At 71.4% G+C, this 17,329-nt stretch carries 16 protein-coding genes; 10 read left to right on the top strand and 6 right to left on the bottom strand.

The annotated features are described in order from the left end of the window. Window position 1: 1 nt before the first annotated feature. Window positions 2–1,249, bottom strand: a complete 1,248-nt coding sequence (locus tag QC283_RS14955) for an ABC transporter substrate-binding protein (protein ID WP_279561981.1) — start codon at window positions 1,247–1,249, stop codon at window positions 2–4. Between the two features lie 55 nt (window positions 1,250–1,304). Further along, complete coding sequence (locus tag QC283_RS14950; protein ID WP_279561980.1) at window positions 1,305–2,849, bottom strand: gamma-aminobutyraldehyde dehydrogenase; 1,545 nt, start codon at window positions 2,847–2,849, stop codon at window positions 1,305–1,307. A gap of 216 nt (window positions 2,850–3,065) precedes the next feature. On the opposite strand from QC283_RS14950, the gene QC283_RS14945 reads away from it, so the two are divergent. After that, window positions 3,066–3,734 (top strand): NADAR family protein, encoded by a 669-nt coding sequence (locus tag QC283_RS14945; RefSeq protein ID WP_279561979.1) that lies wholly within the window; start codon window positions 3,066–3,068, stop codon window positions 3,732–3,734. 30 nt (window positions 3,735–3,764) lie between these two features. Here the strand turns inward: QC283_RS14945 and QC283_RS14940 are convergent, their stop codons facing one another. Next, window positions 3,765–4,466: a DUF4190 domain-containing protein gene (locus tag QC283_RS14940; RefSeq protein WP_279561978.1), complete on the bottom strand. Its 702-nt coding sequence runs from the start codon at window positions 4,464–4,466 to the stop codon at window positions 3,765–3,767. Between the two features lie 55 nt (window positions 4,467–4,521). Here QC283_RS14940 and QC283_RS14935 point away from each other — a divergent pair, with 55 nt between their 5' ends. The 3 genes from QC283_RS14935 to QC283_RS14925 all read left to right on the top strand — a co-directional run bounded on the left by QC283_RS14935 (window position 4,522) and on the right by QC283_RS14925 (window position 7,723). Next, on the top strand, window positions 4,522–5,682 hold the full coding sequence (locus tag QC283_RS14935) for an adenosine deaminase (RefSeq protein WP_279561977.1): 1,161 nt from the start codon (window positions 4,522–4,524) through the stop codon (window positions 5,680–5,682). Window positions 5,683–5,696: 14 nt separating this feature from the next. Then, complete coding sequence (locus tag QC283_RS14930) at window positions 5,697–6,401, top strand: glycerophosphodiester phosphodiesterase (RefSeq protein WP_279561976.1); 705 nt, start codon at window positions 5,697–5,699, stop codon at window positions 6,399–6,401. A gap of 155 nt (window positions 6,402–6,556) precedes the next feature. Further along, complete coding sequence (locus QC283_RS14925; RefSeq protein ID WP_279562012.1) at window positions 6,557–7,723, top strand: serine hydrolase domain-containing protein; 1,167 nt, start codon at window positions 6,557–6,559, stop codon at window positions 7,721–7,723. Here QC283_RS14925 and QC283_RS14920 read toward each other — a convergent pair. The 3 genes from QC283_RS14920 to QC283_RS14910 all read right to left on the bottom strand — a co-directional run bounded on the left by QC283_RS14920 (window position 7,701) and on the right by QC283_RS14910 (window position 11,130). Next, window positions 7,701–8,285 (bottom strand): HXXEE domain-containing protein, encoded by a 585-nt coding sequence (locus QC283_RS14920; RefSeq protein ID WP_279561975.1) that lies wholly within the window; start codon window positions 8,283–8,285, stop codon window positions 7,701–7,703. The genes QC283_RS14925 and QC283_RS14920 overlap by 23 nt on opposite strands. A 55-nt stretch (window positions 8,286–8,340) precedes the next feature. Next, complete coding sequence (locus QC283_RS14915) at window positions 8,341–9,531, bottom strand: polyamine ABC transporter substrate-binding protein (protein ID WP_279561974.1); 1,191 nt, start codon at window positions 9,529–9,531, stop codon at window positions 8,341–8,343. Between the two features lie 159 nt (window positions 9,532–9,690). Beyond that, complete coding sequence (locus QC283_RS14910) at window positions 9,691–11,130, bottom strand: gamma-aminobutyraldehyde dehydrogenase (RefSeq protein ID WP_279561973.1); 1,440 nt, start codon at window positions 11,128–11,130, stop codon at window positions 9,691–9,693. A gap of 165 nt (window positions 11,131–11,295) precedes the next feature. On the opposite strand from QC283_RS14910, the gene QC283_RS14905 reads away from it, so the two are divergent. The 6 genes from QC283_RS14905 (at window position 11,296) to QC283_RS14880 (ending at window position 17,308) form a co-directional block, all read left to right on the top strand. After that, entirely contained in the window at window positions 11,296–11,811 is a 516-nt protein-coding gene (locus QC283_RS14905; RefSeq protein WP_279561972.1) for an Lrp/AsnC family transcriptional regulator, read from the top strand. Between the two features lie 2 nt (window positions 11,812–11,813). Further along, window positions 11,814–13,181, top strand: a complete 1,368-nt coding sequence (locus tag QC283_RS14900) for an aspartate aminotransferase family protein (protein WP_279561971.1) — start codon at window positions 11,814–11,816, stop codon at window positions 13,179–13,181. Between the two features lie 286 nt (window positions 13,182–13,467). Continuing rightward, a complete protein-coding gene (locus QC283_RS14895) occupies window positions 13,468–14,244 on the top strand; it encodes an ABC transporter ATP-binding protein (RefSeq protein ID WP_279561970.1) in 777 nt (258 codons plus the stop codon). After that, entirely contained in the window at window positions 14,226–15,737 is a 1,512-nt protein-coding gene (locus QC283_RS14890) for a hypothetical protein (protein WP_279561969.1), read from the top strand. Before QC283_RS14895 ends, QC283_RS14890 begins: the two co-directional genes overlap by 19 nt. A 161-nt stretch (window positions 15,738–15,898) precedes the next feature. Beyond that, a complete protein-coding gene (locus tag QC283_RS14885) occupies window positions 15,899–16,306 on the top strand; it encodes a VOC family protein (protein WP_055421720.1) in 408 nt (135 codons plus the stop codon). Between the two features lie 282 nt (window positions 16,307–16,588). Then, the gene (locus tag QC283_RS14880) at window positions 16,589–17,308 is read left to right on the top strand and encodes an LAETG motif-containing sortase-dependent surface protein (protein ID WP_279561968.1); all 720 of its coding nucleotides are present in this window, start codon (window positions 16,589–16,591) and stop codon (window positions 17,306–17,308) included. Window positions 17,309–17,329 lie beyond the last annotated feature (21 nt).

The following is a 17,329-nucleotide window of genomic DNA, read 5'->3' as shown; positions in this document are numbered from 1 at the left end:
GTCACGCCCCAGTGAGCTTCGCGAACTTCTCTTCGTAGGCCGTCTCTTCCTTCGAGCTCAGGGAGCGGAAGGAGTGGGACTTGGCCTGCATGGCCTGGTCGGGAATGATCAGCGGGTTGTTCGCCGCGTCCTCGTCGATCTTCGCAAGCTCGTCCTTCACCCCGTCGACGGGACAGACGAAGTTGATGTAGGCGGCGAGCTCCGCGGCCGGGCCCGGCTCGTAGTAGTAGTCGATGAGCCGTTCGGCGTTCGTCTTGTGCCGTGCCTTGTTGGGCACCAGCATGTTGTCGCTGGACGTGATGTATCCGCTGTCCGGGATGACGAAGTCGACGTCCGGGTTGTCCGCCTTGAGCTGGACGACGTCTCCGGCCCAGGCCAGGCAGGCCGCGAAGTCGCCCTTGCTGATGTCGGCGGTGTAGTCGTTGCCGGTGAAGCGGCGTATCTGACCGCTGTCGACGCCCTTCTGGAGGCGGGCGATCGCCGCGTCGTAGTCGTCGTCCGAGAAGCGGGCGGGGTCCTTGCCCATGTCGAGCAGCGTCATGCCGACGGTGTCGCGCATCTCGGTGAGGAAGCCGACGCGGCCCTTGAGCTTCGGGTTGTCGAGCAGGTCGGAGACCGAGGTGACCTCGATGCCGTCCAGCGCCTTCTTGTTGTAGGCGATGACGGCCGAGATGCCCTGCCAGGGGTAGCTGTAGGCGCGGCCCGGGTCCCAGTCGGGGTCGCGGAACTGGGGCGACAGGTTGGTGAAGGCGTGCGGCAGGTTGGCCGGGTCCAGTTTCTGTACCCAGCCGAGGCGGATCAGCCGGGCGGCCAGCCAGTCGGTGAGCACGATGATGTCGCGGCCGGTCTCCTGGCCCGCGGCGAGCTGCGGCTGGATCTTGCCGAAGAACTCGCTGTTGTCGTTGATGTCCTCCGTGTACGTGACCTCGATGCCGGTGCGCTGGGTGAACGCCTCCAGCGTCGGGTGCCGCCGGCCGCTGTCGTCGACGTCCATGTACTCGGTCCAGTTGGAGAAGGAGACCTTCTTCTCCTTCGCCGACCGGTCCTGCGCGGAAACGCCGCCCTCGGTCTTGCCGGCCGCCGGGATGCCGCAGGCGCTCAGCGTGCCGAGTGCGCCGGCCGCGAGCGCGCCGCCCGTGGAGGCGCGCAGCAGTGAGCGGCGGGTGAGTGCGGCCCTGCCGCTGGTGAAGCTGCGCCGCATGGCGGCCACTTGGGCCGGAGACAGGCGGTCGGGCTCGTACTGCTCCATGCGCGTGGTTGCCCTTTCGGGTGGGTCGGCCGTGGTCGGCGGCCTGGCGTGATGGCTAACGGTCCCCGAAGACGGTGCGGTGCCAGTCCTTGGCCGCCACCGCGGTGTTGTCGAACATGACGTGCTTGACCTGTGTGTACTCCTCGAAGGAGTAGGCGGACATGTCCTTGCCGAAGCCGGACGCCTTGTATCCGCCGTGCGGCATCTCGCTGATGATCGGGATGTGGTCGTTGATCCACACACAGCCCGCCTTGATCTCGCGGGTGGCGCGGTTGGCCCGGTACACGTCCCGGCTCCAGGCGGAGGCGGCGAGTCCGTACGGCGTGTCGTTGGCCAGCCGGATGCCCTCGTCGTCGCCGTCGAAGGGGAGGACGACCAGGACCGGCCCGAAGATCTCGGACTGGACGGCCTCGCTGTCCTGGGCGGCGTCGGCGATGAGGGTGGGCCGGTAGTAGGCGCCGTCCTCCAGGTCGCCCCGCGGTGCCTCGCCGCCGGTCACCACGCGCGCGTAGGAGCGTGCCCGGTCGACGAAGCCGGCGACGCGGTCCCGCTGGACGTGGCTGACCAGCGGTCCGAGGTCGGTGCCCGGCGCGAAGGGGTCGCCGACGCGGACGGTGTCCATGAGGGCGGCGGTCCTCTCGACGAACGCCTCGTACAGGGGCCGCTGCACGTACGCGCGCGTGGCGGCCGTGCAGTCCTGGCCGGTGTTGATGAGCGCGCCCGCGACCGCGCCGTGGACGGCGGCGTCGAGGTCGGCGTCGTCGAAGACCAGGAAGGGCGCCTTGCCGCCCAGCTCAAGGTGCAGGCGTTTGACGGTGGCCGTGGCGACCTCGGCGACGCGCTTGCCGACGGCGGTGGAGCCGGTGAAGGAGGTCATCGCCACGTCGGGGTGGCCGACGAGGTGCTCGCCGGCCTGCCGTCCGGTGCCGCTGACGATGTTGATCACGCCGTCGGGGATGCCCGCCTCGGTCGCGGCCTGGGCGAACATCAGGGAGGTCAGCGGGGTGATCTCGGCGGGCTTCAGCACGATGGTGTTGCCCGCGGCGATCGCCGGGAGGATCTTCCAGGCGGCCATCTGGAGGGGGTAGTTCCAGGGCGCGATGGACCCCACGACCCCGATCGGCTCGCGGCGGACGTACGAGGTGTGGTCGCCGGAGTACTCCCCCGCCGACTGCCCCTGCAGCAGGCGGGCGGCGCCGGCGAAGAAGGACGCGTTGTCGACCGTGCCCGGCACATCGAACTCACGGGTCAGCTTCAGCGGCTTCCCGCACTGCAGGGACTCGGCGCGGGCGAAGTCCTCGGCACGCTCGGCGAGCACCTCGGCGAACCGGTGCAGGGCGTCTGAGCGCTCCCCCGGGGTGGCGCCGGCCCAGCCGGGGAAGGCCTCCCGGGCGGCGGCGACGGCCGCGTCGACGTCGTCCGCGCCGGCGAGCTCGTAGGTGAGGACGTCCTCGCCGGTCGCCGGGTCGACGACCGTGTGCGTGTGCCCGGAGGTGCCCTTCGTCAGACGGCCCGCGATGTACTGGGCCCCGTCCGCGAAGCGGTCCTTCGCGGGGAACCGGGCCGGGGCGGCTGGGGCTGCGTTGGCCGGGTTGTGCATGTCGGCTCTCCTGGTCTCCCCCGTGGCGGTCTCCCCGTGCCGGGGGCCGGCGTGGCTCTGGCTCGATGTGAGTGCCGATCCTGACAGAGCACTAGGCCTCCAACAAGTGATTCCGTTGTTGCCATTTGGTTACGCGACGGAATCTGTCGACCAGGTGTCGAGTCGCCACGGAAAAGGACGGACGGAGTGTCAGTGGCGCGTGCCAGACTCGCGTGCATGGAGAGGACCACGGGGACGAGGACCACAGAGGAGAGGGCCACGGGGGCCATGGGGGTCATCGACAGCAGGGAAGCGCTGATCGGGCGGGTCCGGGCGGGCGCGAGGGTCAAGTACCTCCTGTTCTGGGGGCACCGGCCGCTCCCGGACGGCCGGATCGGGCCGGGCTGTCTGAGCCAGTGGTGGCCGTCGCCGTTCACCGTGGCCGGGGTGGAGTACGCGACGGCCGAGCACTGGATGATGGCGGGCAAGGCCCGGCTCTTCGAGGACGCGGAGGCCGAGCGGCGGGTGCTGGCGGCCGCTCATCCCGCCGGGGCGAAGAAGGCGGGGCGGCTGGTGCGCGGCTTCGACGAGGCGGTGTGGGAGCGGGAGCGGTTCCGGATCGTCGTCGAGGGCAGCGTCCACAAGTTCGCCTCGGACCCGGCGCTGCGCGCGTACCTCCTGAACACGGGACGGACGAAGCCGGACGAGGGTCCCCCGGCCGGGGACGGAAGACCCCCGGCCGCCGGGGGGAGGGTGCTGGTGGAGGCGAGCCCCGTGGACCGGGTGTGGGGCATCGGCCTGGCCCCGGACGACGAGGCGGCGACGGACCCGGAGCGGTGGCGGGGCGCGAATCTGCTGGGGTTCGCGCTGATGGCGGCACGGCAGAGGTTGCGCGAGAACGGTTGAAGGGGCGGCCCGGAGGCGCCCCCCGCTCCGTCAGCGGACCACGGAGACCGACACCGATTCGGAGGTGCCGTAGTAGGGGTCGTCGTACTCCGAGTCCTCGTTGATCGCGGCGATGATCGCGACGGCGATCAGGGCGGTCACGGCGATGCCCAGGACGATGCCGATGATGCCCATGACGAAACCGGCCTGCGCCTGACCGTGGTTGTTGGCCTCGCCGCGCTCCGCCCTCCGGCGTCCCTTGACACCGAAGATCACGGCGAGAGTGCCGAGTACCAGGGAGACCACGCCGTACATGCAGAACAGGCAGCAGGCGAGGATGCCCAGCACCATCGCCGCGGTGCCCATGCCGTTCTGCGGAGGCAGCGGAACACCGGGCCAGCCGTAGCTCTGCGGGTAGCCGGGGTAGCCGTACCCGCCGGGGGCGCCCGGACCGCCGGGACCACCCGGGCCGCCGGGCGCGACCGGCACAGGCGGCACCCTGTCCGCGGGAGCGGCGAAACCGGCGGGCGGCATCGGCATGCCGCCGGTCGGTATCCCCGTGACCGTCGCCTGGTCGTGCACGGACGGCGGTTGCCGCTGCCCGAACGGCACGGCGTCGGCGGGCGGCCGTCCCGGCTCCCACGGCTGCCCCGCCGCGCCGTGGCCCTTGGCCGGCGACGGCCCGTCCTCGGGGGGCGCCCATGGATTGTGCCCGCCGGCGGAGCCCTCACCCGGCTGTGCTGCGTCCGTCATGCTGTGTCCCCCTGGTCGATCGTGCCCGTCATGGTACGGTCCCGGGCCGTCCGGCGTGAGACCGGCCTACGATGATCCCCGACCCGCCGATCAGCCGATCACCCGCGTCCCGTCGGCCCGTGCCGGCCCGGGGCGCCGTTCTGGGGAGGAACCCATGCCCGAGCACCTCGTCGACCCCGACGTCCCGCGCGATCTGCACGCCTTCATCGCGGGGCTGCCGAAGGCCGAACTGCACGTCCACCACGTCGGCTCCGCCTCCCCGCGCATCGTCTCGGAACTCGCCGCACGCCATCCCGACTCCAAGGTTCCCACCGACCCCGAGGCCCTGGTCGACTACTTCCAGTTCACGGACTTCGCGCACTTCATCGACGTGTACCTGTCCGTCGTGGACCTGATCCGCACCCCGGAGGACGTCCGGTTGCTGACGTACGAGGTGGCCCGGGACATGGCCCGGCAGCAGGTGCGGTACGCCGAGCTGACCATCACCCCGTTCTCCTCCACCCGGCGGGGCATCGACGAGGGCGCCTTCATGGACGCGATCGAGGACGCCCGCAAGGCGGCCGAGGCCGAGTTCGGGACCGTACTGCGCTGGTGCTTCGACATCCCCGGCGAGGCCGGCCTGGAGTCCGCCGAGGAGACGACACGGCTCGCCACCGACGACCGGGTACGCCCCGAGGGGCTCGTCTCCTTCGGGCTCGGCGGACCCGAGATCGGGGTCGGCCGCCCGCAGTTCAAGCCGTACTTCGACCAGGCGATCGCCGCCGGGCTGCACTCGGTGCCGCACGCCGGCGAGACCACCGGCCCGCAGACGGTGTGGGACGCCCTCACCCACCTGCGCGCCGAGCGCATCGGGCACGGGACCAGCTCCGCCCAGGACCCGAAGCTGCTGGCGCACCTCGCCGAGCACCGCATCCCGCTGGAGGTGTGCCCGACCTCGAACATCGCCACCCGAGCGGTGCGCACCCTGGACGAGCACCCGCTCAAGGAGTTCGCGCGCGCCGGGGTCCTGGTGACCGTCAACTCCGACGACCCGCCCATGTTCGGCACCGACCTCAACAACGAGTACGCCGTCGCCGCCCGGCTCCTCGGCCTCGACGAGCGCGGGCTCGCCGAGCTGGCGAAGAACGGGGTCGAGGCGTCGTTCCTGGACGCGCCCGGCAAGACGCGGATCCGGGACGAGATCGACACGTACACCGCCGCCTGGCTCTCCTCCTGAGACGGGACGCCACCATGACCTCCCCGCGTGACGTGACCGCCGTGGCCCACCGCGGCGATCCGTACCTGCACCGCGAGAACACGATCGACTCACTGCGCTCCGCCCTCGACCGGGGCGCGGACGCGGTCGAGACCGACGTACGCCTCACCCGGGACGGCGTGCCCGTGCTGCTGCACGACGAGACGCTGAAGCGGCTCTGGCAGCGGGACCGGCCGCTGCGTTCCCTGTCGGCCCAGGAGGTGCGCGGGCTCACGGCAGGCCGGGTACCGACGCTCGCGGAGGCGCTGGCCGCGACCGGGGGCAGCCGGCTGATGCTCGACCTGCCGGGCGGACCGGACGAGCGTGCGGTCCGGCGCATCGTGGACGTCGTCCGCGAGTGCGGGGCGCGGGACCGCGTGTACTACTGCGCGGGTCCCGCCGCCATGCTCGCGGTGCGCGCGGCCGACCCGGCGGCCGAGATCGCGCTGACCTGGACCACGGCGGCCCCGCCCAGGCCCGCCGTGCTGGCGGCGGTACGGCCGCGCTGGCTCAACTACCGGTTCGGGCTGGTGGACCGGGCGCTGGCCGAGCGCGTCCACCGCGACGGCCACCTGCTCTCCGTCTGGACCCCCGACACCCGCCGCTCGATGCGCCGGCTGCTCGCCCTGGGCGTCGACTCGATCACGACGAACCGCATCGGCACACTGTGCGCCCTACGCGGCGACGGGCCCCTCCCGTAAGGGCGATCCCGTACAAGTCCCGTCACTGGTAAGGGACTTCCCCGAGGCCGACTCCGGGCCGGGCACCCTCCTCACCGACGATCCGCCGGGGGAGGCGGCGCACAAGGATGATCAGCGATCCTTCCGCCGGAACCGCCCAACCCCTGGAGCAGTCGATGCGTGCCCGTACCCACTCCGTCCTCGCCGCCTCCGTCGTCCTGGCCCTGTCCGTCGGCCCGTTGGCGGCCCCGGCGTTCGCCGCACCGCCCGCCTCCGTGGCCGCCCACGCCACCGACCGGCCCAGGGACGGGCTGGACAGGGATGCGCTGCGCGCCGCCATCGACGCCGTCCCGGACCAGCACGCCACGGCCGCCCTCGTGCGGGTCGGCGGCACCGACGGCGACTGGCGCGGCAACGCCGGCGTACGCGACCTGACCAGTGGCCGGCCCGCCCATCCGAACGCCCGTTTCCGGGCCGGTTCGGTCACGAAGGTCGTCACCGCCGCCACCGTCCTGCGGCTCGCCGCGCAGGACAGGATCGACCTGGACGCACCGGTGCAGGGTTACCTTCCCGACCTGTTCACGCCGGACTTCGAGAAGCCGATCAGCGTACGGCAGTTGCTGAACCACACCAGCGGCATCCAGCCGGGCGACGGGCTCGGCGACGACTTCGCGGAGGTGTACGCGCACCGCTTCGACACGCTCCCCCCGCAGCGGGTCGCGGCGTCGGCGATCGCGAAGGGACCGGAGTTCGAACCCGGGAAGCAGCAGCGCTACCTGAACATCAACTACACGATCCTCGGCCTGCTGATCGAGAAGGTGACGGGGCGCTCGTACGCCGCCGAGGCCACGCGTCTGGTCCTGCGCCCGGCCGGCATGCGTCACACGTACTTCCCGGGCACCGACCCCCGCGTCCACGGCCCGCACAACCGGGGCTACCAGACGGTGGAGCAACCGGACGGGACGGTGAGGCTGGTCGACGTGACCGAGTGGAACCACGCGGACCGCTGGGCGGCCGGCGACATGATCTCGACCCTCGCCGACCTGGAGCGGCTGCTCACGGAGCTGTTCGAGGGGCGGGTCGTGCCGCAGCCGGAGTTGGAGGAGATGTTCACGACCCCGGCGGGCGTCCCGGGCGCGACCCACAGCGCGGGCCTGCAGCGCAAGGAGGTGGGCGGCGAGGTCTTCTGGGGCAAGTCGGGATCCCGCTACGGCTACAGCGCGCTCATCGTCGGCACCCGCGACCTGAGCCGCACCCTCGTGTACTCGGTCAACGCCACGGACGCCAAGAGCTCGGACCCGAACCCGGTCATCGACGCGATCACCGTGGCCGCGCTGAAGTAGCCCCCGTAGCCCCCGTAGCGCCCGTAGCCCCCGTCAGCCGTCGCGCCACCACGTGCGACACGACCACCGCCGCGCCCGCCAGACCCACCCCCCGGACGAGGTCGCGCGGGCGCGTGGGGCGCAGGACACCGGCGCGGCGCAGCCGGTGCCGGGCCCATAGAGTGAACGGGACGACGACCAGGGGCGAGGTCACGGACCCGGGCGTGTAGCCGCGGACGAGCCCCGCCTGCGCGAGGTGGACCAGGCCGTGCAGCCCGAAGGCGTTGAGCGCGGTCTGGTACGCGGCCGACCGGCCGTCGGTCCGCCGCCCGGCGGCGGACGCGGAGGCCACGACCGCGGCCATCACCCCCACCGCGACGGTGAACTCCCGTCCGCCGACCGACCCGGCCCGCCGCCAGACGGCCTCCGGCACGCTGGGGAACCGCTCGCGCAGGGCGGGCAGCTCACGCCGCAACCAGCCCGGTACGGTCGCCAGTTCCTCGGCGTCGTGCAGCGCCCAGGCGGCCAGCAGCCCGAGCGTGACCGCCGCCCCCACCTTGTCGTCACCCGCTGGATTCACCACGTCTGATTCGCCACGTCTGATTCGCCACGTCTGATTCGCCACGCCGGTCAGTCTGCTAGGCACCCACGATCCCGTTCCACCGTTTCGCGAACTCCGACCGTTCCCCCGCCGCGATGTCCCGCGCGATCGCGAGCCGTTCGCGCATCGCCGCGTCCGGGAAGATCAGTGGATCCTCGGCCAGCGCGGCGGTCTCCTCGTCGTCGGAGGAGGCGAGCACGTCCTGCGCGGCGGGCACGGGGCAGACGTAGTTGACCCAGGCGGCCAGCTCGGCGGCGACCTCGGGCCGGTAGTAGTAGTCGATCAGCCGCTCGGCGTTGGCCTTGTGACGGGCCAGGTTGGGGATCATCAGGGACTCCGACCACAGCTCGGCGCCCTCCTCGGGGACGACGAACTCGATGTCAGGGTCGTCCGCCTGGAGCTGGATCACGTCACCGGAGTAGGCCTGGCAGGCCAGGACGTCCCCGCCGGCGAGGTCCTTGATGTAGTCGTTGCCGGTGAAGCGGCGGATCTGGCCCTTGTCGACCTGCCGCTCCACCAGGTCGCACATCGCGTGGAAGTCGTCCGCCGTCCAGTCGGTGATGTCCACGCCGTCGCCCTGCATCAGCAGCGCGAACGCCTCGTCCATGCCGGACAGCAGCGTCACCCGTCCCTTGAGGTCGTCCGCCCACAGCTCGGACACGTGCCGGATCTCCCGGCCGAGCCTACGGCGGTTGTACGCGATGCCGGTGATGCCCGACTGCCAGGGCACGGTGAACCTCCGGCCCGGGTCGAAGGCGGGCGATCGCAGCAGCGGGTCGAGGTGCTCGGTGACGTTCGGCTGACGGGAGCGGTCCATCTCCTGCACCCAGCCGAGCCGGACGAACCGCCCGCACATCCAGTCGCTGATGACGATCAGGTCGCGGTCGGTGGGCCGGTGGTTCATCAGGGACGGGCTGATCTTGCCGAAGAACTCGTCGTTGTCGTTGATCTCCTCGATGTACTCGACGGAGATGCCCGACCGTTCCTCGAACGCCTCCAGGGTCGGCCGCCGGCTCGGACGCTCGTCGTCGGTGTCGATGTACAGCGGCCAGTTCGCCCAGGTCAGCCGTGGTTCGGTGGCGGACCGGTCGGTCGCGGCACGGTCGCCCGGGGCGACGTAGGCGGCCGGCACGCCGCAGCCCCCCAGCGCTCCGGCCGCGGCGGAGCCGCCCAGGCCGCGCAGCAGGGACCGCCGGGAGAACGAGGGCGTCTTCGAGAGCGGGGACATGGCCGCAGGATGCCGCGCCCGCACCGCCGGGAACAATCGACGCCGCGTCTAGCTCGTTCGTCCAGCCCGGACACCCTGTCGACCTGGGCGGGCCGACCGTTCACACGGCGCCGCCCCGGACGGAGTTCCCGTCCGGGGCGGCGTCGCCGGAATCAGGCGTCACGCGTCCAGCGACGTCATCACGTGCTTGACCCGGGTGTAGTCGTCGAAGCCGTACGACGACAGGTCCTTGCCGTAACCGGACTTCTTGAAGCCGCCGTGCGGCATCTCGGCGACCAGCGGGATGTGGGTGTTGATCCACACGCAGCCGAAGTCCAGCTTCCTGGACATCCGCATGGCGCGCCCGTGGTCCTTGGTCCACACCGAGGAGGCCAGCGCGTACTCGACGCCGTTGGCCCACTGGACCGCCTGGTCCTCGTCGCGGAAGGACTGGACGGTGATGACCGGGCCGAAGACCTCCTTCTGGACGATCTCGTCGTCCTGCCTGAGGCCCGAGACTACGGTCGGGGCGTAGAAGTAGCCCTTCTCGCCGACCTGGTGGCCGCCCGCCTCGACCTTGGCGTGGGCGGGGAGACGCTCGACGAACCCGGCGACCTGCTTGAGCTGGTTGGCGTTGTTGAGCGGGCCGTAGGACACGTCCTCGTCGTCCGGCTGACCGGTCTTGGTCTCGGCCGCCGCCTTCGCGAGCGCGCTCACGAACTCGTCGTGGATCGACTCGTGGACCAGCACGCGGGTGGCCGCCGTGCAGTCCTGGCCGGCGTTGAAGTAGCCCGCCTCCGAGATGCCCTCGACGGCCTTGGGGATGTCGGTGTCCTCGAAGACGACGACCGGCGCCTTGCCGCCCAGCTCCAGGTGGACGCGCTTGAGGTCCTTCGACGCCGACTCGGCGACCTGCATGCCGGCCCGCACCGAGCCGGTGATGGAGGCCATCGCCGGGGTCTGGTGCTCGACCATCAGGCGGCCGGTGTCGCGGTCGCCGCAGATGACGTTGAAGACGCCCTTGGGCACGATCGAGCCGATGATGTCGGCCATCAGGGTGGTGGAGGCCGGGGTCGTGTCCGAGGGCTTGAGGACGACCGTGTTGCCCGCGGCGAGCGCCGGGGCGAACTTCCACACGCCCATCATCATCGGGTAGTTCCACGGCGCGACCTGCGCGCAGACACCGATCGGCTCGCGGCGGACCATGGAGGTCAGACCCTCCATGTACTCGCCGGCGCTACGCCCTTCCAGCATCCGCGCCGCGCCCGCGAAGAAGCGGATCTGGTCGACCATCGGCGGGATCTCCTCGGAGCGGGTCAGGCCGATGGGCTTGCCCGTGTTCTCCACCTCGGCCGCGATCAGCTCCTCGGCCCGCTCCTCGAACGCGTCCGCGATCTTCAGCAGGGCCTTCTGCCGCTCGGCCGGGGTGGTGTCGCGCCAGGCCGGGAAGGCCGCGGCGGCGGCCGCCATGGCGGCGTCGACGTCCGCCTGACCGGACAGGGGGGCGGTCGCGTAGGCCTCGCCCGTGACGGGGTTGACCACCTCCGTGGTCCGTCCGTCGGCGGCGTCCCGGAACTCACCGTCGATGTAATTGCGCAGACGACGCAGCTCGGTGCTCACTGCCGGCCCTCCAAGTTCGGGTGTCCAGTAACTGAGACACCCACCCTAGACGGAGACCTGACGTTTTCAACACCCCCGACCCGGGCCGGGTTGCGAAATCCGTAGTAGCAGGCCATGTACACAACGGATTTCATCGATCTGGCCTTGCGAAACTGTCGATACGTCGTGCACAGTGAAGCCGTGGCCAGTCGAAGCGCAGACCAGAAGGACTCCCGCGAGTCCAGGAACGGCGGTCCCCAGTTGGACGCCGTCTCCCTCGCCATCATCGAGCAGCTCCAGGAGGACGGCCGCCGGCCGTACGCCGCCATCGGCAAGGCCGTGGGCCTGTCGGAGGCGGCCGTGCGACAGCGCGTCCAGAAGCTCCTCGACCAGGGCGTGATGCAGATCGTCGCCGTCACGGACCCGCTCACCGTGGGCTTCCGCCGGCAGGCGATGGTCGGCGTCCGTGTCGAGGGCGACGTGGAGTCCGTCGCCGACGCGGTGACGGCCATGGCCGAGTGCGAGTACGTGGTGATGACCGCGGGCTCCTTCGACCTGATGGTGGAGGTCGTCTGCGAGGACGACGACCACCTTCTGGACGTCATCAACAAACGCATCCGGGCCGTCCCCGGTGTGCGCTCCACCGAGAGCTTCGTCTACCTCAAGCTCAAGAAGCAGACCTATATGTGGGGAACCCGATAATCGTGAGCACCGACAAGGACCTCAGCCGGACCGCGTACGACCACCTGTGGATGCACTTCACCCGCATGTCGTCGTACGAGAACGCCCCCGTCCCCACCATCGTCCGCGGTGAGGGCACCCACATCTACGACGACAAGGGCAAGCGCTACCTCGACGGTCTCGCCGGCCTGTTCGTGGTCCAGGCCGGACACGGCCGCACCGAGCTCGCCGAGACCGCCTCCAAGCAGGCGCAGGAACTCGCCTTCTTCCCGGTGTGGTCCTACGCCCACCCCAAGGCCGTCGAGCTGGCCGAGCGCCTGGCGAACGAGGCCCCCGGCGACCTCAACAAGGTCTTCTTCACCACCGGCGGCGGCGAGGCCGTCGAAACCGCCTGGAAGCTCGCCAAGCAGTACTTCAAGCTGACCGGCAAGCCGACCAAGTACAAGGTCATCTCCCGCGCGGTCGCCTACCACGGCACCCCGCAGGGCGCCCTGTCCATCACCGGCCTGCCCGCCCTGAAGGCCCCCTTCGAGCCGCTGGTCCCCGGCGCGCACAAGGTGCCGAACACCAACATCTACCGCGCCCCGATCCACGGCGACGACCCCGAGGCCTACGGCCGCTGGGCCGCCGACCAGATCGAGCAGCAGATCCTCTTCGAGGGCCCGGAGACGGTCGCGGCCGTCTTCCTGGAGCCCGTGCAGAACGCCGGCGGCTGCTTCCCGCCCCCGCCGGGCTACTTCCAGCGGGTGCGCGAGATCTGCGACCAGTACGACGTGCTGCTCGTCTCCGACGAGGTCATCTGCGCCTTCGGCCGCCTGGGCACGACGTTCGCCTGCGACAAGTTCGGCTACGTCCCGGACATGATCACCTGCGCCAAGGGCATGACCTCGGGCTACTCCCCGATCGGCGCGTGCGTCATCTCCGACCGCCTGGCCGAGCCGTTCTACAAGGGCGACAACACCTTCCTGCACGGCTACACCTTCGGCGGCCACCCGGTCTCCGCGGCGGTGGGTATCGCCAACCTCGACCTGTTCGAGCGCGAGGGCCTCAACCAGCACGTGCTCGACAACGAGGGCGCCTTCCGCGCCACCCTGGAGAAGCTGCACGACCTGCCGATCGTCGGTGACGTCCGCGGCAACGGCTTCTTCTACGGCATCGAACTGGTCAAGGACAAGGTCACCAAGGAGTCCTTCAACGACGAGGAGACCGAGCGCGTCCTGTACGGCTTCCTCTCCAAGAAGCTCTTCGAGAACGGCCTGTACTGCCGTGCCGACGACCGCGGCGACCCGGTCATCCAGCTCGCCCCGCCGCTGATCTCCAACCAGGAGACCTTCGACGAGATCGAGCAGATCCTGCGCGCCACGCTGACGGAGGCGTGGACGAAGCTCTGATCCAGGTGTCTGTCCTCGGCGTCTTATTCAGACGTCTGTCCTCGGCGTCTTATTCAGACGTCTGTCCTCGGCGTCTGATCCAGGCGTACTCCGATCATCCGTCTGGATGATCATCACCGGCCCCGGTGCCGTCCGTTCGAGTGGGAACGGCGGCCCGGGGCCGCGTGCTGTGCGGCTTCCCCCGGGAGGACTCCTTACGGTGCCCTTTGACCGATCAGCCCCTTCTTCGTTCCCCCGAAGGGGGACGTGACCGGGGAAATACGGATCAGAACCGAGGTGTACGCCCATGGAGGCTCCGCCGGACCACGACGTGCTCCGGGCCGACGCCCTGCACTTCCGGCACCACGACGGCTCGCCCGCGCTGCAAGGCGTGTCGCTCGGTGTCCGCGAGGGCGAGATCCTCGCCGTGAGCGGCCCGCGCGGCAGCGGCAAGACCACACTGCTGCGGTGTCTGTCCGGCCTGGTCCGGCCGCAGGACGGCGAGGTGTGGTTCGGGAACGTGCCGGTGCACACCATGGGCCCGCTCAGTCGCGAGCGACTGCGCCGCGACCGCTTCGGCTGGATCGACCCCGCCCCCGTGCTCGTCCCGGAGCTCAACACCTGGGAGAACGCCGCCCTCCCCCTCATGCTGCGCGGCGTCGGCCGGCGCCGCGCCAAGACCGCCGCACTGGAGTGGCTGGAGCGCCTCGACGTCGGCGACAAGGCCCATCGGCGCCCGGACGAACTCCAGCAGGCCGAGCGGCAGCGCGTCTGCATCGCCCGTGCCCTCGCCGTCGCCCCCGCGGTCCTCTTCGCCGACGAGCCGACGGCCCCCCTGCACCGCGCCGACCGCGCCCAGGTCCTGCGGACGCTCACCACGGCGGCCCGCTCGCACGGCATCACCGTCCTCCTCGCCACGCACGACGCGCGGACCGCCGCCCTCGCGGACCGCGCGGTGGCGCTGCTGGACGGACGGCGGGTGCGGACCCTGCACCTTCCTCCGGTCACCGAGACCGCGGTGGCCACGGAAGCCACGGGGACCCCCGGAACGGAAGGCCGGTCGGCGTGCTCGCTCTCCGCCTGACCCGCGTCGCCCGCCTCGCCGTCCAACTGCGCCGTCTGCTGGTCGCGGTGGCCTCGGCGGGCACGGGCTTCCTGCTGCTGTGCGCCCTCGGCCACGCGATGACCCACCCGGACACACCCGGCGCCTCCGCCCTCCGCCTGGCCTGGTGCGCGGCGCCGCTGGCCGCCACCGTGTACCTCGCCGTCGCCGTGGCCCGTACCGACCCCGGCTCCCGGCCCCGCCCGGGACTGTCGGCGATCGGCCTGGGCCCCGGCCGGCTGATGGCGGTCTCGGCGACGACGACGGCCCTGTCCGGCGCGCTCGGCTCGGTGGCGGCCCTCGTCGTCTTTCTGCACCTGCGCGGCGACCTGACGGGTCCGCCCTTCGACGGTGCCGCGGCCGACTCCCTGGCCGTCGGCCGGGCCCTCCCCGTCCCGGCGGCGCTGACCCTGCTGACCCTGGTACCGGCCACGGCGTCGGCCGCGGTGGCGCTGACGCTGCGCCCCCGAGAGCCCCGCCGCACCCCGTCCACCGGCTCGCGCGGCTACGGCCGCTTCGGCGCGTACGGCTGGGGCAAGGCCCGCGAGACCTTCGGGGCGTACGGCCGCTTCGGCGCCCGCCTGGCACCGGCGACGGCGGGCGGCGGAGCCACTGTGCCGGCCCGGCCCGCTGACACGACGGCTGACATGACCGCCGGCATGACCACCGCCCCCCTCGCGCCCACCCGGTCCGCTGGGGCCGCGCACGTGGACACCGCGCCGGTGAACGCGCCAGAAGACACTCCGCGAGCGCTGGCCGATGTCACCCGCGCCTCAGCCACAGCGGACGTCCCGCAGCCCACGCCGGACGCGGTACCCGCCCCCACGGCCCCGACCGGAACCCCGGCACCGGCCGGGACACCGACCGGGGCCGGAGCCGACGCTCCCCGTCCCCAGAACACCACCGCCCTCCCCTGGGGCGTCGCCGTGCTCACCGCGGGTCTCGCCGTCGAGACGTACGCCGGCAACACCGCGTCCCCCGACACCACCCCCTCCGCCGGCGTCCTCCTCGGCTGGGCCGTCACCGCCCTGGGCCTCGCCCTGGCCGGCCCGGGCCTCACCCATCTCTGCGGCCGCCTGCTCCAGGCAGCCCGCCCCGGTGCCCTGCGTCTGCTGGCCGGCCGGGTACTCATGGAGGAGTCGCGCCGTATCGGCCGTCCCCTCGGCGTCGTCTGCGCCGTGGCGTCCGCGGCCTACGTCGCCGCCACGCTGTACGACGGTGACGGACCGGCCTTCGGCCCGCTCAGCACCCTCGGCGCCCTGCTGGTGGCCGGCTGCGCGGTGGCCACCCTGCTCACCGCGGCGGTCGAGGCCAAACACGCCCGCACCGACACCACCGACGCCCTGCTGCGGCTGGGCGCGCCTCCCACGACCCTGCGCGCCGCCGCCGCGGTCCGCGCCGGCGCCCTGCTCGCCCTGTTCGGCCCGCTGACCCTGGTCGTCGCGGGGCTGGCGGCGCTGCCACTGGCCCGCTGAGCGCCGTAGCGGCCGCCGTGCTGTCCCGGGCTGCCCTGCGTGCTGCCGGTAGAAGATTTTCTCGAAGAAATCCGCGAACCAGCGATGAGTTTCGTGAGCCCGTCGCGTCTACCCCTTCGAACGGCATGACCACAGCAGGACACCGACGGGAGAGGCCCCCCATGTACCAGCAGATGATCTTCGTGAACCTGGCCACCGGCAACCTGGACGCCTCGAAGAAGTTCTTCACCGAGCTCGGTTACGAGATCAACGCCCAGTTCAGCGACGACACCACCGCGTCGATCCCGCTGAGCGAGGCCATCGTCGTGATGGTGCACACGCCGGAGAAGTACCGGCAGTTCACGAAGAAGGAGATCGTGGACTCGACGAAGTCCAGCGAGGTGCTGATCGCGCTGAGCGCCGAGAGCCGCGAGAAGGTCGACGAGCTGGTGGAGAAGGCGGTCGCCGCCGGCGGCTCGGTCTCCGGCGAGACCCAGGACCACGGCTTCATGTACGGCCGCGCCTTCGACGACCTCGACGGCCACACCTTCGAGGTCGTGTGGATGGACCCGGCGGCGGTCGAGGGCTGAGCAGGACACACGCCACAGCATGGGCGGGTGGACCCACACCCGCCCAGCCCGGGGCCCGGACACAGACACGGCTCGCGCCGGTGAACGGGTGGCGGGCGCAGACGCTGAAACGTCTCGGCGGTTAATAACACGGCAAAGCCAACGCCCTTGACCCGCATATGCGTTGACACTGCTTATGCACCGCTTATAGACCAGTGAGGCTCGTAGGTGTGCTGATGCCACGTCATGCACGCGTCAGCACCCTCTTCACCCCCCGCATCTGCGCTCCCGTAAAGGACAAACGTGGCAGTCCTGTCCATAATCAGTCGTACGGCATCACGCCGCGGCGTTCGCGCCCTCGGCGTCGCCTCCGCCTCGGTGGCCCTGGCCCTCGGCGCCGCCGGCAGCGCCCTCGCCTGCGACATCAGCGAGTTCTCCGCCGCCGCCGTGTGCGAGGGCGACAAGGGGGTCATCACCGTCACCGACGTGGACCCCGCCGGCATCCCCGCCACCGTCACCGTGTACCTCCAGAACAACGGTGCCGACGCCGAGAAGATCGGCGAGCAGGTGGTCAAGGGTTCGCGCGAAGGCAGCACCATCACCTTCCCCGCGGACTGGAAGCCGAACGCCGAGTACCGCGTCCACGTCAAGGCCGACAGCTACGTCGACGAGGACATCAAGCCGAACCTCGTGACCCCGTCGACCCCCTGCGAGACGGAGGACACCCCGGCCCCGACCCCGTCGGAGAGCTCCTCCACCCCGGCCGAGGAGACCGAGACGCCGGCTCCGGAGCCCTCCACGTCGGCACCGTCCACGTCGGATCCGTCGCCGAGCGCGAGCACCGCGCCGGCGGCCGTGCCGAGCAACGCCCCGTCCCCGGCGGCCGGTGAGTCCAACCTCGCCGAGACCGGCGCCGGCTCCAACACCGGCATGATCGTCGGCATCGCGGCGGCCCTGGTCGCCGTCGGTGGCACCGCCGTCTTCTTCGGCCTGCGCCGTCGCGGAGCGAACAGCGACCGCTGACGCCTCGCACACCGCCGCGTC

The sequence above is a fragment of the Streptomyces sp. DH41 genome (assembly GCF_029813785.1).
Classification (GTDB): domain Bacteria; phylum Actinomycetota; class Actinomycetes; order Streptomycetales; family Streptomycetaceae; genus Streptomyces.
Note: the sequence above shows the minus strand (reverse complement) of the source record. Positions and strands in the feature narration are given on the sequence as shown.

Excerpts from the sequence above, each read along its gene's own strand:
- QC283_RS14885 (WP_055421720.1), top strand. The coding sequence starts at position 15,899 with ATGTACCAGCAGATGATCTTCGTGAACCTGGCCACCGGCAACCTGGAC.
- QC283_RS14945 (WP_279561979.1), top strand. The coding sequence starts at position 3,066 with ATGGAGAGGACCACGGGGACGAGGACCACAGAGGAGAGGGCCACGGGG.
- QC283_RS14895 (WP_279561970.1), top strand. The coding sequence starts at position 13,468 with ATGGAGGCTCCGCCGGACCACGACGTGCTCCGGGCCGACGCCCTGCAC.
- QC283_RS14955 (WP_279561981.1), bottom strand. The coding sequence starts at position 1,249 with ATGGAGCAGTACGAGCCCGACCGCCTGTCTCCGGCCCAAGTGGCCGCC.
- QC283_RS14940 (WP_279561978.1), bottom strand. The coding sequence starts at position 4,466 with ATGACGGACGCAGCACAGCCGGGTGAGGGCTCCGCCGGCGGGCACAAT.
- QC283_RS14915 (WP_279561974.1), bottom strand. The coding sequence starts at position 9,531 with ATGTCCCCGCTCTCGAAGACGCCCTCGTTCTCCCGGCGGTCCCTGCTG.
- QC283_RS14950 (WP_279561980.1), bottom strand. The coding sequence starts at position 2,849 with ATGCACAACCCGGCCAACGCAGCCCCAGCCGCCCCGGCCCGGTTCCCC.
- QC283_RS14925 (WP_279562012.1), top strand. The coding sequence starts at position 6,557 with ATGCGTGCCCGTACCCACTCCGTCCTCGCCGCCTCCGTCGTCCTGGCC.
- QC283_RS14930 (WP_279561976.1), top strand. The coding sequence starts at position 5,697 with ATGACCTCCCCGCGTGACGTGACCGCCGTGGCCCACCGCGGCGATCCG.